Source organism: Ruegeria conchae (genome assembly GCF_000192475.1).
Classification (GTDB): Bacteria; Pseudomonadota; Alphaproteobacteria; order Rhodobacterales; family Rhodobacteraceae; genus Ruegeria; species Ruegeria conchae.
Window position 1 is genome coordinate 745,662 of the sequence record NZ_AEYW01000006.1, and the last position, 14,470, is coordinate 760,131.

Genomic DNA, 14,470 nt, shown 5'->3' on the forward strand with positions numbered 1-14,470 from the left:
GGCACCGTGATAGCGCTGCTGGGAAGGAGCTCCCCATGACCAATCGCATGTCCCGGGGCGAATTCATTGCGCTGGTCGCGATGATGTTCGCCACGATTGCCTTTTCGATCGACTCAATGCTGCCTGCTCTGCCCGAAATCGGTAAAGAGCTTAGCCCCAATGACATGAACAAAGCGCAACTGATTTTGACATCTTTTGTGCTGGGCATGGGCATCGGGACGTTTTTCACGGGCCCGATTTCGGATGCCGTTGGACGCAAACCGGTTATCTATGGAGGCGTCGCCCTCTATATCCTGGCGTCGGCAGTTGCTTGGGCCAGTTCTTCGCTCGAGCTGGTATTGGCTGCGCGGGTTGTCCAAGGCCTCGGCGCTGCTGGCCCGCGTGTTGTGGCGATGGCGATCATTCGGGACCTCTATGCGGGACGCGAGATGGCGCGCATCATCTCGATTGCCATGATGATCTTCACGCTGGTTCCGGCCGCAGCACCGCTGCTTGGTGCAGGTGTTATCGCCTTGGTTGGATGGCGCGGGATCTTCGTATCCTTCATGCTTTTTGCTTCAATCATCGTAGTTTGGATGGCAACGCGGTTGCCCGAGTCGCTGGCTCCTGAAAATCGCCGCCCCTTTCGACTGCCATTAATGATCGCAGCTGTGAAGGAGATGATGACCCATCCCACCGTGCGACTTTCAATCCTTGTGCAGACGTTGTGTATGGGATTGCTGTTTACCATGCTGACAATGGTGCAACCGGTTTTTGACGTCATACATGACCGAGCTGAGAGCTTTCCGTTCTGGTTCGGTTTTGTGGCGCTGATCTCGGGCTCGGCCAGTCTGTTGAATGCCGCGCTCGTTGTTCGCCTCGGCATGCGCCGGATCGTGACCTGGGCCCTTGGTGCGCAGATCATTATCACCGCATGCGTAATTGTCCTGAACGCGATGCCATTGTCCGAGGACGCCTCATTCGCGCTGTTCGTGACGTGGCAAACTACCGTATTCTTCATGGCGGGCGTTACCATGGGCAACCTGAACGCCATCGCGATGGAACCGATGGGTCATATCGCGGGAATGGCCGCCTCTGTCATTGGGTCGATCGCAACGGTTCTGGCTGCGGCAATCGCCGCACCCGTGGGCTTGCTGTTTGATGGATCGATTACGCCTTTGACGACAGGGGTGTTGATCATGTGCATTCTGGGCTTCGGCCTGATGCTGCATATGGGTCGGATCGAAAATCGACTGCCTGCCTGATCTGTGCAGACCTTCTGAAACGCGTTAAGCTCCTGCCAATTGTTTGGGAGGGGTCTTATGCGCGACTATTATGATCTTGGCACCTATTCCTGTGCCGTCACCACTGCGTCGGCTGAGGCGCAGCTGTGGTTCGATCGCGGACTGGTCTGGACATATGGCTATAACCATGACGAGGCGGTTGCCTGTTTTCAGAAGGCCGCAGACGCAGACCCCGACTGCGCCATGGCCCATTGGGGCGTCGCCTATGCGGCGGGGCCGAACTACAACCTGCCATGGGATCTGCGTGACGATCAGGGACAGACCAAATCACTGGCGATTGCCTATGACGCTACACAAAAAGCTATGGCCCTTCTGGAGATGTGCACACCGGTTGAACAGGCCCTGATCCGTGCGCTGCCAGCCCGTTACCCACAGCGTGATCCGATTGAGGATATGCACACCTGGGACTACGACTATGCCGACGCAATGCGCGCTGCATTTTCCGAACAGCCCGGCAATCTGGATCTGCGCACCATCTATGTCGGGGCATTGATGAACCTTACGCCCTGGCAGATGTGGAACCTGAAAACCGGACAACCTGCCGAGGGCGCGGCCACGCTTGAGTCGCAAGAGGCATTGGAAACAGCGATGGCCGATGACCCTGATGCGATGTCTCATCCCGGCCTGTTGCATCTCTATGTCCATCTGATGGAGATGTCGCCGACCCCGGAAAAGGCTCTGCAAGCGGGGGATATTCTGCGCACGCTGGTTCCGGATGCGGGGCATCTGGTACATATGCCGACGCATATCGACGTGCAGTGCGGCCATTATCACAACGTCGTCTATTGGAATGAACAGGCCTCGGTCGCTGATTTGAAGTATTATGAGCGCGAAGGCGCGTTCAATATCTACACCGGCTATCGTCAACACAATTACCATTTTGCAATCTACGGTGCATTATTTCTGGGTCAGATGGAGCCCGCCCTGCGCGCCAATAAAGGCCTGTGGGACACCACACCCGAGGAGATGCTGCGGATCGAAAGCCCGCCCATGGCGGATTATTTCGAAAGTTATATGTCCATGGGTCCGCATATCCTGATCCGCTTTGGGCGTTGGGAAGAGGCGAAGGCGCTGGACCTACCCGACGATCCGGATCTCTATCGTACGCTCACGGCAACAACGCACTATGCCCGCGCCATCGCCCATGCGGCCACGGATGAGGTCGCGCAGGCCGAAGCTGAAGAGCAACTGTTCCTTGCCGCTAAAACCTGCGTGCCCGAAACACGCAGGCTGCACAATAACCGCGTCATCGATCTTCTTGAAATTGCAGCCGAAATGCTGCGCGGAGAAATCGAATATCGTAAGGGCAACTACGATATCGCATATGCCCATCTGCGTCGGTCGGTCGAGTTGGACGACACATTGCCTTATGACGAACCATGGGGCTGGATGCAGCCCACACGCCACGCGCTTGGGGCTTTGTTATTTGAACAGGGCCACGTCGCCGAGGCCGAGGCCGTCTATCGAGAGGATCTGGGCCTGGCAGGAGCGCTCGGCCGTGCCTCGATCCACCCTGACAATGTCTGGAGCCTTAGAGGGTTACGCGATTGCCTGAAAGAGCGTGGAGAGGCCATAGAAATCAAACAGATTCAACAACGTCTTGATCTTGCGCTCGCGCGTGCGGACAGGGCTGTTGGTGCATCCTGTTTTTGTGCGCAAGCTGCGATGCGAGCCGCCGAATGAATGCACTGTCATTGGCTCTGGCTTTGGTATTGTGTGGTCCCGCATTCGCACAACGGCAGACATTTCCTCCAGTGGATCAAGCAGAACAAGACCCCACCCTGCTAAAGTTCAGGTCCGATCTGCTTGCAAAAATCGAGGCGCGCGATACCGAGGCCGTGGTGGCTGCCTCATGTCCCGATATTTATCTAAGCCATGGCAGCAATGGCGGACCGGACGAATTCCGAATAAACCTAACTGTGCCGCCCGATCAGCTGAGCGAAGAGTTCAGAGACGAAGCTGACGAACTGCGCGAATCCTATTGGACAGATTTATACGAAACGCTGTCGCAGCCAGGTTACTTTGACGAACAGGGTGAGTTCTGGATGCCAACACATTGGCAAATCGCCCTGCCCGCTTCCCTGGATCCGTTCACAGCATATTTCGTGGCCGCTGAACAGGTAACGCTGCGCCAATCCCCCTCGCGCGGTGGCCCGATAGTTGGTTTGATCAGCCACGAGGTGGTTATTGTTCCTGACTATCAAACCGATGAAACCTATCAAAAAATTCGACTGACGGATGGAACCACAGGCTACATGCACGGCGACTTTCTGACATCAATGGTTGGGTATCGCGCTGCTTTGGTGAAATCCGAAGCGGGCGATTGGCAGCTTTGCACCTTTGTGACCGGGGACTAGGCTTTTGCCTTTTTCTTCTCAGCCATCACCTTTTCGGCCAGATCGCGCGCGATCGCAAACGCGCCCTTGATCTTGTCGCTGTCCTTTTTCCAATCGCGCCGGACAACGATCTTGTTGTCCTTGACCTTGGCCAATCCACGCTGGTTCTGGATGAACTCGACCAACCCCTGAGGGGAAGCGAACTTGTCATTATGGAACTGGATCGTCGCGCCTTTAGGTCCACCGTCCAGCTTGGCAATCCCTGCCCGTTTACACATCGCCTTGATACGTACGACCAGCATCAGTGTATTCACCTCTTTCGGCAAAGTGCCAAAACGGTCGATCAATTCAGCAGCGAAGCCTTCCAGCTCGACCTTCGTCGACAATGACGACAGGCGGCGATAGAGACCAAGGCGCACATCAAGATCGGGCACGTAATCCTCGGGGATCAGAACCGGGACACCTAGGTTAATCTGCGGGGCCCATTGGTCGTCGGCATCCGACAGCCCTTCCATCTCACCGGCTTTAATCTTGGCAATCGCCTCTTCCAGCATCGACTGATAGAGTTCATAGCCTACGTCGCGCATCTGGCCAGACTGCTCTTCACCCAGAAGATTACCGGCCCCACGAATATCCAAATCCTGTGACGCCAGCGTAAATCCAGCCCCCAGCGTATCCAATGAGCCCAAAACCCGCAGTCGTTTCTCGGCCGTTGCCGTCAGGCGTGCGCGCGGTTTGGTGGTCAGATAGGCATAAGCGCGGGTTTTCGAACGCCCCACCCGACCCCGGATCTGATAGAGTTGTGCGAGGCCGAACATGTCCGCCCGATGCACCACCATCGTGTTGGCGGTCGGAATATCCAACCCGCTTTCGACAATCGTGGTCGCCAGTAACACGTCGTACCTGCCGTCGTAGAAGGCGTTCATCCTGTCATCCAGCTCACCCGCTGCCATCTGCCCATGGGCGACCACATAGGTCAGCTCCGGCAGTTGTTCTTTGAGGAATTCCTCGATCTCGGGCAGGTCCGAAATACGCGGGACCACATAGAAGCTCTGCCCACCTCGATAATGTTCACGCAGCAGCGCCTCGCGAATGGTGACGGCATCGAACTCGCTGACATAGGTACGGATGGCTAGGCGATCGATGGGTGGGGTACCAATGATCGACAGATCGCGCACTCCGGTCAGAGACAGCTGCAGCGTCCGCGGGATCGGCGTTGCGGTCAGGGTCAGGACGTGTACGTCCGAGCGCAACTGTTTCAACCGTTCTTTGTGACCCACGCCGAAATGCTGTTCCTCGTCGATGATCAACAGACCCAGATTGTTGAACCGTATCCCTTTGGCCAACAGCGCATGTGTTCCGATCACGATATCCACAGTGCCCCGTGCCAGCCCGTCGCGGGTTTGTTGCGCCTCCTTTGCCAACACAAAGCGCGATAATTGCCGAACCTCCAGCGGGAAGCCCCGGAAGCGTTCCTTAAAGGAAGCTGCGTGTTGGCGTGCGAGCAACGTGGTCGGCGCGACTATGGCGACCTGCACGCCTGACATGGCTGCGACAAAGGCTGCGCGCATGGCGACTTCGGTCTTGCCGAAACCAACATCGCCGCAAATCAGGCGATCCATCGGCGCGCCGGAGTGCATGTCCTCCATCACCTCGGAAATGGCACGCAACTGATCGTCGGTCTCTTGATACGGGAAACGCGCGCTGAACTCCTCCCACGCGTGGGGTGGCGGGTCCATCACCGGGGCCTTGCGCAAAGCACGCTCGGCCGCGATGCGGATCAGCTTGTCCGCCATCTCGCGAATGCGCTCTTTCAGCTTGGCCTTCTTGGCTTGCCACGCGCCACCGCCCAAACGATCTAGCAGCCCCTCGTCATGGCCGTATTTCGACAGCAACTCAATGTTTTCAACCGGCAGATAGAGCTTTGACTGTTCCGCATACTCCAGCAGCAGGCATTCATGCGCAGCACCGGCGGCGGTGACGACCTCCATCCCCATGTAGCGACCAATGCCGTGGTCTACATGCACCACCAGATCGCCGGGGCTGAGGGATTGGGCCTCGGTCAGAAAGTTCTCGGCCTTGCGGCGTTTCTTGGGTTGGCGGATCAGACGGTCACCCAGCACGTCCTGCTCAGCGATCACCGTCAAATCAGGCGTTTCAAACCCATGCTCCAATGCCCAAACGGCCAGATGCAACCCGCGCTTCCCAACTCGCGTGCCATCGGTCACTGGGATCGCCTCGGCGAGACCTTCGTCCTCGATCAAACCGGTTAGACGCTCACGCGCGCCTTCTGAATAAGAGGCAATGAGGACAGGACCTTTGTCCATCTTATCGGTGATGTGGCTGGCGAGAGCACCAAATAGGCTGATGCTTTCCTGCTGGCGTTCCGGGGCAAAGTTTCGCCCGATCCGACCACCTGCATCAATCACACCCGGTCCGCTGGCCTGCGGCAGCGGGCTGAACTGCAACACTCGCCGGTCGCCAACCGCCTTTTCCCATGCAGCATCGTCCAGATAAAGTAGCCCAGGAGGCGTCGGCTTATACACAGTATCCATGCGCGAGCGGTTTTCCAGCGCCAGCTTTCGCGTCTCATACTGATCAGCAATCGAATCCCACCGCGCCAACCGCGCTGGTGTGACCTGATCATCAAGTGAGACTGTCGCGCCCGGCAGGTAATCGAACAGCGTCTCGAGCTTTTCATGAAAGAACGGCAACCAGTGTTCGATACCCTGATGTTTACGGCCAGCGCTGACGGCCTCATACAGCGGGTCATCCGTGCCCGCTGCGCCAAATTCGATGCGGTAGTTCTGGCGAAATCGGGTGATGGCGGCTTCGTCCAGAATAACTTCGGACACTGGGGCAAGCTCGACCACATCAAGCTTTTCTGTCGTGCGCTGCGAGACAGGATCGAACCGGCGCGCGCCATCCAGAACATCTCCGAACAGGTCCAGCCGAACCGGGCCACTTTCGCCCGGTGGAAAGATATCAATGATACCCCCGCGGATCGCATAATCTCCGGGCTCCATAACAGTCGGACTTTGGGTGAAGCCCATGCGCACCAGAAAGTTCCTCAGCGCTTCTTCATCTATGCGCTGATCTACGCGGGCGGTAAACGCGGCCTCGCGTAGAATAGCGCGGGCCGGAACCCGCTGTGTTGCTGCATTAAGCGTGGTCAACAGCACAAACTGCTCTGGCATCTGATGTACTAGTGCGGCCAATGTCGCCACGCGCGCAGCTGAGATATCCGCATTGGGCGACACACGATCATAAGGCAGGCAATCCCAGCCCGGGAAAACGAACACCGGCATGTGAGGGGCAAAAAAGGCCAGCGCCGCCCGCATCGCCTCCATCCGTTTGTCATCGCGCGCGACATGACAGACCGGACCACCCGAGCGGACGATCTCATTCAGCACCAGCTGTGCGTCAAACCCCTCAGGAGCACCGCCGACTGTAACGTGGTTCGGAGCCTTCATCATGCTGCCTCTTTGATATCACCAGCCCAGAACGCCAGCCGTAAAGTTCTGATACATGCCCCAAAACGAAGTGACCAATATAGAGATCATTCCGATGATCTGAGTATAGACCCGGCACCGGCCCAGATTCTTGGCAACGTTTTCCAACGTCAGCTCTTGTTGTCTCATTTTTTTTGCGGTCGATATATTGATGAGCATGACAAAGCACATCGGGCACATCAGCAAGAACACAGCTTGCGCGAATTCAAGCCCGTAAAAGAAACCCATTGTTGCCAACCCGGTCAGCACGAAACAACAGATCGCAAATATCGCAAGACCAGAAGTCTCGACAATATACAACACGCGATTCGTGTTGATCCTGGCAATGTCCAACAAATCCTGTTCTGACTGGCCACCGGAACGGCGCGCTCGTGCCACCAGATCGTGGGGCACGCCAATCGACCAATGGCTGGCCGAAGACCAAAGAACAGCCAATCCGATCCAATACCACAGATTCGAAAAGCTTCGCATATCGATGATTTCAAATATCGAAGTGTAAATGTCCAAGCGTCTGCCCTTTATTCAACGTCCGCAGGGACCGTCATCGAATGGATGCGTCCATTGTTACCCTTGAGACCACCGGGAATTCATGCCACCCAATGCGCGATTGTTCAAGGAGAGTGCGCCATGAAACCGACCATCGCCCCCTATCCACTGACGCGGTTCCGCCGGGCCCGTCAATCCGAGGCGATCCGGGGGTTGGTGCGCGAGAACACCCTGACCGTCGATGACTTTATCTGGCCGATTTTTGTGCGCGATGGTGAAGGTATCGAAGAGCCCGTGCCCTCCATGCCCGGGGTCATGCGGCGTTCGGTTGATTTGATCGCAAAAGCAGCTATCGAGGCACAGGCGCTTGGAATACCGGCTATCTGTATCTTCCCATACACCGATCAGGCGCTGAAATCCGAAGATTGTGCCGAAGCGTGGAACCCCGACAACTTGTCCAATCGCGCTATTCGGGCGGTCAAAGAAGCGGCACCAGATATCGCTGTAATGTCCGATGTAGCGCTGGATCCCTACAACATCAACGGCCATGACGGCTATGTTGTGGATGGCGAAATTGTGAATGATCAGACGGTCGAAGCGCTGGTTAAAATGACTCTGGCGCAAGCCGAAGCCGGTGCTGATATTATCGGCCCTTCAGACATGATGGATGGACGAATTGGCGCAATGCGTAGTGCGCTTGAGGCGGCAGGGTATCACAACGTCATGATCCTCAGCTACGCCGCCAAATATGCCAGCGCGTTTTACGGCCCGTTCCGTGACGCTGTTGGGGCCTCGGGCGCACTGACCGGGGACAAGAAGACCTATCAGATGGATCCCGCAAACTCGAACGAGGCGCTGCGTCTGATCGAACGCGACCTGACCGAGGGCGCAGATATGGTCATGATCAAGCCAGGGATGCCCTACTTGGATATTTGCCGCCGGGCAAAAGACAGCTTTGGCGCGCCGACCTACGCGTATCAGGTCTCGGGTGAATACGCGATGATACAGGCGGCAGCCCAAAACGGCTGGATCGACGGCGAAAAGGTGATGCTTGAAAGCCTGCTGGCTTTCAAACGCGCGGGATGTGATGGCATTCTGACGTATTTTGCGCCAGAGGCCGCGCGCATTTTGAACGGCTAACGCCTCAGATTGTCGCGACTTTTCGCCGATCTGCCGCGCATGCAGCACAGCTTTCCCGTGACAGGCGGGCGCAATCGGCGTATTCTTGCAAACAAGATCGGGAAGACCCGACAAATCAGGCACATACACAGAGACAGAGAAACATGAGCAGCTCAAACTCCCTCCGACTAAGCCGTCGCGGCTTTGCATTTGGCATGGCCGGACTGACGCTAACAGCCGCCTGCGGCAATGGCGTCGGGAATTCCAATGCGGTGGCGCTTGATGCCCGTGTTGATGCGACGCTAAACGAAATGTACAGCAAGTACCCTAATACCGTTGATATCGCCAACAAGGCTAACGGGATGCTGGTCATGCCATTGATCACCGACGCCGGGTTAATCTTCTTCGGTGGTGCCTATGGTCAGGGTGCGCTGCGCATTCAGGGTGCTACGGTTGATTACTATTCGGCCATTTCCGGCACGGCGGGCCTACAGATCGGCGCACAACAATATGCACATGTTCTATTCTTCATGACCGAGGACGCGCTGAATGACTTCCGCCGATCCAGCGGTTGGACCGCAGGCGCCGATATCGGATATGTCGTTGACGCAACCGGTGAGTCGCTTTCGACAGATACCAATCAATTGGGCAAACCAGTGCTAGCAGCGGTCTTTGGGCAGGCGGGTCTGAAATTCGGTGCAACCATAGAGGGCACCAAATACACACGCATCATTCCCTGATTTACGAGCCCCCCTTCCCCCTCAGAGAAGCCCTGCTACATCTTGTGGCAGGGCTTTTAGATTTTATGGATTTCACACATATTCCTGTGGCATTCCTCTTTCGGTCCTGATGGGCTTCCAGTAACCTCTGCGCAAACGAATATACAGATTTCTTGGGGGACAGATGGGTCTGGTCTTTCGCTGGCTGGTGAGAATTACGACGGGCCTGATCCTGCTTTTGGTCGCAGCAATCGGGCTGATCTATTTTCTGGCCAGCCAGTCCCTGCCCGAATATGATCAAACTCTTGAAGTTGAAGGGATTACCGCCCCAGTCGAGATCGTCCGCGACACCGCGAACGTACCACATGTCATGGGCCAATCCGACCCGGATGTATTCTTTGGCATTGGATATGCCCATGCGCAGGACCGGCTTTGGCAAATGACCGTTCTGCGCCGGACCGTACAGGGCCGATTGTCCGAAATATTCGGCCAGCGAACAGTCCATATCGACAAACTCTTGCGACGACTGGACCTTTATGGACTTGCCCATCGATCTGTCGACGTACAAGACGATTACACGCTTGCCGCATTGCGCGCCTATTCTGCTGGAATTAACGCCCGGCTGACCGAAATAAACGAACAGGCGCTAGGTCGTGGCGCGCCCGAGATGTTCTTGTTCAACGCGCCGGTCCCGCCATGGCAGCCCGGCGACAGTCTGGCCATCATGAAACTGATGAGTTTGCAGTTGTCCGGCCACCTTGCGGATGAGGTTCTGCGTGCCCGAACTTCTCTGATCTTGGACGACCCAGCACGTTTGGCTGACATTCTGCCCGATGTCCCTGGCCCCGGGATCGCGGCGCTACCTGAATATGCCGCTCTGTTTCCGAACCTCCCGCGGTATGCGCAGGGAGCTTCGATGCCTGACACGCCGCTGTCACCTTTCCCCCAGCGCGGATTGGCAGGTGCGTCAAATGCCTGGACCGCCGCGCCGTCTCGTTCGGCCAGCGGTGGCACCTTATTGGCCAACGACCCCCATCTGGGCTTCACCGCACCCGGCATCTGGTATCTAGCCCGGCTCGAGCTTGCCAAAGGCGGAGTGATTGGCGCGACGATCCCCGGTATTCCTGCGATTTCAGCCGGGCGGAGCGAGCGCTTGGGATGGGGTCTGACCTCATCTTATCTGGACGATCAGGACGTCCATATCGAACAGTTGAACCCCGAGAACCCAGAAGAATACCTGACCCCAGACGGATATAAGCGCTTCCAAACCCGGCCTTCGATCATCGAGATCAAGGACGCGGCCCCGATCACTTTGACCCTGCGTTGGACCGAGAACGGCCCCGTTTTACCGGGCACGCATTACCATCTGGAGACCATTACGCCTCCGGGGCATGTGGCCTCCCTGTCATGGAGTGCGCTCAGTCCCCTCGACACCTCGATGAGTGCGTCTTTGGCGCTGATGAATGCAGATACCGTTCGGCAGGCCATCAATATAGCCGAAGATTACATCGCGCCGTCACAGAACCTGTCACTGGTCGATCGAAACACGATCGGTTTGAAACTGATCGGTGCCATGCCCCGGCGAGACCTTAACAACCAAAGTCGTGGCCGTATTCCAACCCCCGGGTGGCTGGAACGAAACCGCTGGCAGGGCCGGTTGCCTTATGCGGACAACCCGGAATTTGTTACCCCAGCGGGCGGTGTACTGGGCAATACAAATAACAAGATCATTGATCGCCCGTTCCCAGATCATGTCTCATATGAGTGGGGTGACACCCAGCGCGTTCACCGTTGGGAACGCCTGATGCAATCGCGCGAAGTGCACACCCGCGACAGCTTTATCGAGGCACAGCTGGATACGGTCAGCTTTACGGCTCGATCCTTGTTGCCGCTGATCGGTGCTGATCTCTGGTTCACCGGAGAGTCCGCGCCTGATGGCACACCGGAACGTCAGCGGCAAATCGCGCTGGATTTGCTGGCCAATTGGAACGGTGAGATGAATGAGCATCTGCCCGAGCCATTGATTTACGCTGCCTGGCTGCGGGCACTGCAAATCCGTCTGATATCGGATGAGCTTGGCCCCTTGGCGGCGGAATACAAACATGTCGAACCATTGTTCATCGAGCGTGTTTACCGTGATATCGATGGTGCTTCGGTCTGGTGCGACGTGCGTCAGAGCGCCCCTGCCGAGACATGCACAGACATGGCTCGGCTGGCGCTGGATGACGCAATCATCTGGATTTCGGAACGATATGGCTCAGCGCTGGAATCTTTGCGTTGGGGTGATGCCCATCAGGCGACCCACGACCACCCCGTGCTGGGCGAAGTACCGGTACTGCGTTTCTTCGTAAACATCCGCCAGTCGACCAGCGGCGGCGACAATACCTTGTTGCGCGGCCGCACTTCGGGCGAAGGTCCAGATCCATTCCAGAATGTGCACGGCGCAGGATATCGTGGCGTATATGATTTCGCCGATCCGGACAGTTCAGTATTCATCACGGCCACTGGTCAGTCTGGCCATTTTTTGTCGCGCTACTACGATGATCAGGCCCAGTTGTGGCGCCGGGGCGAATACATTCCCATGTCGTTGGATATCGGTCTTGCCCGCGCCGCGGCAGTTGGTGTGACCGTGCTCAACCCACGCTGACAGTATCGGCAATTCCCCGCCCCTTTTTGCGCGCCGCGTGGACGTGGTTGATTGAATTCGCCTAAAATCAACGAGCCGTCGCATCGCACCAAAGGGGGAAATGCATGGGCAGCCTTCGCGATATTTTGAATAATCTGGCGCGAGACTATGCCGTTGCGTGGAGTTCAGGCGACCCAGACGCGGTTGCCAGCTTCTTTTCGCCGGATGGTCAAATCAGCATCAATCGTGGCGAACCTCTGCAAGGACATGCCGCAATCGCAGAAATGGCGCGTCGTCTTTATGCGGATTTTCCCGATCTGGAAGTACGTTGCGACATGATGCGGTGGGCTGGATCACATGCCCTGTTCGTCAGAACGCTCGAAGGGCATCATCACGCCACTGGTAACCGCGTTGTCACGCGTGGATGGGAGCAGTGGGAACTGACATCGGACAACAAGATCAAAACTTCGCTGGAATGGTTCGATGCACAAGAGCGGCAAAGCCAGATTGATGGTGTCTGAAACGCGTCCGCACGCCTTACTCTGAAGTCACAATGTATTCACGGGGAATGCCTTGCGTGATCCGATACCAGTCCGAGTTTTTCGTCCTGTTCTGGTGCGCCTCAAAGGCCGCCCTGTTTGCAAACACCTCGGACACTTCAAACCGACCGGGCTGGTTGGCATCTTCGCAGACTTCGAATGAGATACACCCCACCTCTGCACGGGTCAGTGAAATATGAGCAGGCAGCGCTTGTCGCACCTGTTCCAACCGGTCGTGAGGCACCGTAATATGACCACGCAAATGAACCTTCTTTTCAGCCTTTGTCATCGACAACCCCTTTTATTGAGTGGGTCCAAAGTTCAAAGCGCGGCGAAGCGGGCCGCTTGTTTGTCAGTCCAAAGCACAGTGATTTCGAAACCATCCTCAGTCTGCTCTTCGGATCTCACGACTTCCTGACGGAACAACCATGCCCGCTTTTGACCTTCAGCGAACGTCAAAGAGAGTGTTGATTCATGCCGGGCGCCCTGCAGGATCGTGGCAATTTCAGACAAAAGAGGCGCAATCCCCTCGCCTGTTACCGCCGAAATCGCAAATATTGCCGGATCACGCTCGGCTCGAGCCAGCGTGGCCTGGCGATCCTCGGAACTGAGAAGATCAATTTTGTTCCAGACTTCCAGCCGGGGCCGGTCATCCTCGACCCCAAGAGAGGTCAAAATCGTCTCGACATCCTGCGCCTGCGCTTCGGTTTCTTCATGACTAATGTCTCGAAGATGAACCACAAGATCGGCACCCAAAACCTCTTCCAACGTGGCGCGGAATGCGGCGACCAGTTCTGTCGGCAGGTTCGAGATGAAACCCACGGTGTCCGAAAGGATCACTTCGGGACCATCTGGCAGTTCGACCCGCCGCATTGTGGGATCAAGCGTAGCAAAGAGCATATCTCTTGCCATTACCTTGGCGCCAGTCAGGCCATTGAATAGCGTGGATTTTCCAGCGTTGGTGTAGCCGACCAATGCAACGATTGGGTACGGAACCTTGGCCCGTGCGGCGCGGTGCAACGTGCGGGTCTTGACCACTTTCTGCAGCTGCCGCCGTAGACGCACCAATTGTTCATCGATCGCACGCCGGTCCGCTTCGATCTGGGTTTCACCCGGCCCGCCGACAAATCCCAATCCGCCACGCTGCCGTTCAAGGTGGGTCCAGGCCCGCACCAATCGCGTTCGTTGATAGCTGAGTGCCGCCATCTCGACTTGTAGCACCCCTTCGCGGGTACGCGCACGATCACTGAAAATCTCCAGGATTAGCCCGGTTCGATCGAGGATTTTGACCTTCCAGGCCTTTTCAAGATTTCGTTGCTGAACAGGCGTGACTGGCCCGTCGATCAGAACCAGTTCCACTTCGTTCTCGTGGAAACGCTCACCCAACTCTTCGATCTTGCCGCTGCCGAACAGCAATCCCGCCTGAGCCCGCTGTAAACGTACAACTTCGGACCCGACCACATCCAGATCGGGCAAAGCGGCAGCCAATGCCACCGCCTCTTCCAGCGCCGGTTCTGGAACGCGGCGCTGTTCATCTGATTTGATTTCCGGATGCAGCACCCAAGCGCGGGTGCGCGTCCTATCATGTTCCATCAAGAGGCGTCTTCGCCCTCATACAGGCTGATCGGCTGTGATGGCATGATGGTCGAAATCGCGTGTTTGTAGACCAGCTGCGACTGTCCGTCGCGGCGCAACAACACACAAAAATTATCGAACCAGGTGATTACACCCTGCAATTTCACGCCATTGATCAGGAATATCGTGACCGGGACTTTTGCTTTCCGTACATTATTCAGGAACGCGTCCTGCAGATTCTGTCTGTCCGAAGCCATATTGTTTTAATCTCGCCA

12 protein-coding genes are annotated in these 14,470 nt (G+C 56.6%); 7 read left to right on the forward strand and 5 right to left on the reverse strand.

The genetic code is table 11. The annotated features are described in order from the left end of the window. Nucleotides 1–35 precede the first annotated feature (35 nt). The 3 genes from G7G_RS0108215 to G7G_RS0108225 are packed head-to-tail and all read left to right on the forward strand — an operon-like array spanning nt 36 to nt 3,640. Nucleotides 36–1,244 (forward strand): multidrug effflux MFS transporter, encoded by a 1,209-nt coding sequence (locus G7G_RS0108215; RefSeq protein WP_010440329.1) that lies wholly within the window; start codon nt 36–38, stop codon nt 1,242–1,244. A gap of 57 nt (nt 1,245–1,301) precedes the next feature. Continuing rightward, on the forward strand, nt 1,302–2,966 hold the full coding sequence (locus G7G_RS0108220; protein ID WP_010440330.1) for a hypothetical protein: 1,665 nt from the start codon (nt 1,302–1,304) through the stop codon (nt 2,964–2,966). Further along, nucleotides 2,963–3,640 carry an SH3 domain-containing protein gene (locus G7G_RS0108225; protein ID WP_010440331.1) on the forward strand — a complete coding sequence of 226 codons (678 nt, stop codon included), beginning with the start codon at nt 2,963–2,965 and terminating at the stop codon, nt 3,638–3,640. Before G7G_RS0108220 ends, G7G_RS0108225 begins: the two co-directional genes overlap by 4 nt. Here the strand turns inward: G7G_RS0108225 and mfd are convergent. Next, nucleotides 3,637–7,092, reverse strand: a complete 3,456-nt coding sequence (gene mfd / locus G7G_RS0108230) for a transcription-repair coupling factor (protein ID WP_010440332.1) — start codon at nt 7,090–7,092, stop codon at nt 3,637–3,639. The genes G7G_RS0108225 and mfd overlap by 4 nt on opposite strands. Nucleotides 7,093–7,110: 18 nt before the next feature. Further along, nucleotides 7,111–7,638, reverse strand: a complete 528-nt coding sequence (locus tag G7G_RS0108235) for a hypothetical protein (protein WP_010440333.1) — start codon at nt 7,636–7,638, stop codon at nt 7,111–7,113. Between the two features lie 120 nt (nt 7,639–7,758). Here G7G_RS0108235 and hemB point away from each other — a divergent pair, with 120 nt between their 5' ends. From hemB to G7G_RS0108255, 4 genes are all read left to right on the forward strand, one after another. Further along, the gene (gene hemB / locus G7G_RS0108240) at nt 7,759–8,757 is read left to right on the forward strand and encodes a porphobilinogen synthase (RefSeq protein WP_010440334.1); all 999 of its coding nucleotides are present in this window, start codon (nt 7,759–7,761) and stop codon (nt 8,755–8,757) included. 143 nt (nt 8,758–8,900) lie between these two features. Continuing rightward, nucleotides 8,901–9,476 (forward strand): lipid-binding SYLF domain-containing protein, encoded by a 576-nt coding sequence (locus G7G_RS0108245; protein ID WP_010440335.1) that lies wholly within the window; start codon nt 8,901–8,903, stop codon nt 9,474–9,476. A gap of 163 nt (nt 9,477–9,639) precedes the next feature. Beyond that, complete coding sequence (locus G7G_RS0108250; RefSeq protein ID WP_010440336.1) at nt 9,640–12,102, forward strand: penicillin acylase family protein; 2,463 nt, start codon at nt 9,640–9,642, stop codon at nt 12,100–12,102. A gap of 104 nt (nt 12,103–12,206) precedes the next feature. Beyond that, nucleotides 12,207–12,602 carry a nuclear transport factor 2 family protein gene (locus tag G7G_RS0108255; protein WP_010440337.1) on the forward strand — a complete coding sequence of 132 codons (396 nt, stop codon included), beginning with the start codon at nt 12,207–12,209 and terminating at the stop codon, nt 12,600–12,602. Nucleotides 12,603–12,618: 16 nt separating this feature from the next. On the opposite strand, the gene G7G_RS0108260 is transcribed toward G7G_RS0108255, so the two are convergent. Genes G7G_RS0108260 through hfq form a run of 3 tightly spaced genes read right to left on the reverse strand, consistent with a single transcriptional unit; the run spans nt 12,619 to nt 14,452 of the window. Further along, nucleotides 12,619–12,909 (reverse strand): putative quinol monooxygenase, encoded by a 291-nt coding sequence (locus G7G_RS0108260; protein ID WP_010440338.1) that lies wholly within the window; start codon nt 12,907–12,909, stop codon nt 12,619–12,621. A gap of 32 nt (nt 12,910–12,941) precedes the next feature. Beyond that, nucleotides 12,942–14,213, reverse strand: a complete 1,272-nt coding sequence (gene hflX / locus G7G_RS0108265) for a GTPase HflX (protein ID WP_010440339.1) — start codon at nt 14,211–14,213, stop codon at nt 12,942–12,944. Beyond that, nucleotides 14,213–14,452, reverse strand: coding sequence for an RNA chaperone Hfq (gene hfq, locus G7G_RS0108270; protein WP_010440340.1), 240 nt, complete (start codon nt 14,450–14,452; stop codon nt 14,213–14,215). Before hfq ends, hflX begins: the two co-directional genes overlap by 1 nt. Nucleotides 14,453–14,470 lie beyond the last annotated feature (18 nt).

Excerpts from the sequence above, each read along its gene's own strand:
- G7G_RS0108245 (WP_010440335.1), top strand. The coding sequence starts at position 8,901 with ATGAGCAGCTCAAACTCCCTCCGACTAAGCCGTCGCGGCTTTGCATTT.
- hemB (WP_010440334.1), top strand. The coding sequence starts at position 7,759 with ATGAAACCGACCATCGCCCCCTATCCACTGACGCGGTTCCGCCGGGCC.
- G7G_RS0108255 (WP_010440337.1), top strand. The coding sequence starts at position 12,207 with ATGGGCAGCCTTCGCGATATTTTGAATAATCTGGCGCGAGACTATGCC.
- hflX (WP_010440339.1), bottom strand. The coding sequence starts at position 14,213 with ATGGAACATGATAGGACGCGCACCCGCGCTTGGGTGCTGCATCCGGAA.
- mfd (WP_010440332.1), bottom strand. The coding sequence starts at position 7,092 with ATGAAGGCTCCGAACCACGTTACAGTCGGCGGTGCTCCTGAGGGGTTT.
- G7G_RS0108250 (WP_010440336.1), top strand. The coding sequence starts at position 9,640 with ATGGGTCTGGTCTTTCGCTGGCTGGTGAGAATTACGACGGGCCTGATC.
- G7G_RS0108215 (WP_010440329.1), top strand. The coding sequence starts at position 36 with ATGACCAATCGCATGTCCCGGGGCGAATTCATTGCGCTGGTCGCGATG.
- G7G_RS0108260 (WP_010440338.1), bottom strand. The coding sequence starts at position 12,909 with ATGACAAAGGCTGAAAAGAAGGTTCATTTGCGTGGTCATATTACGGTG.
- hfq (WP_010440340.1), bottom strand. The coding sequence starts at position 14,452 with ATGGCTTCGGACAGACAGAATCTGCAGGACGCGTTCCTGAATAATGTA.
- G7G_RS0108225 (WP_010440331.1), top strand. The coding sequence starts at position 2,963 with ATGAATGCACTGTCATTGGCTCTGGCTTTGGTATTGTGTGGTCCCGCA.
- G7G_RS0108220 (WP_010440330.1), top strand. The coding sequence starts at position 1,302 with ATGCGCGACTATTATGATCTTGGCACCTATTCCTGTGCCGTCACCACT.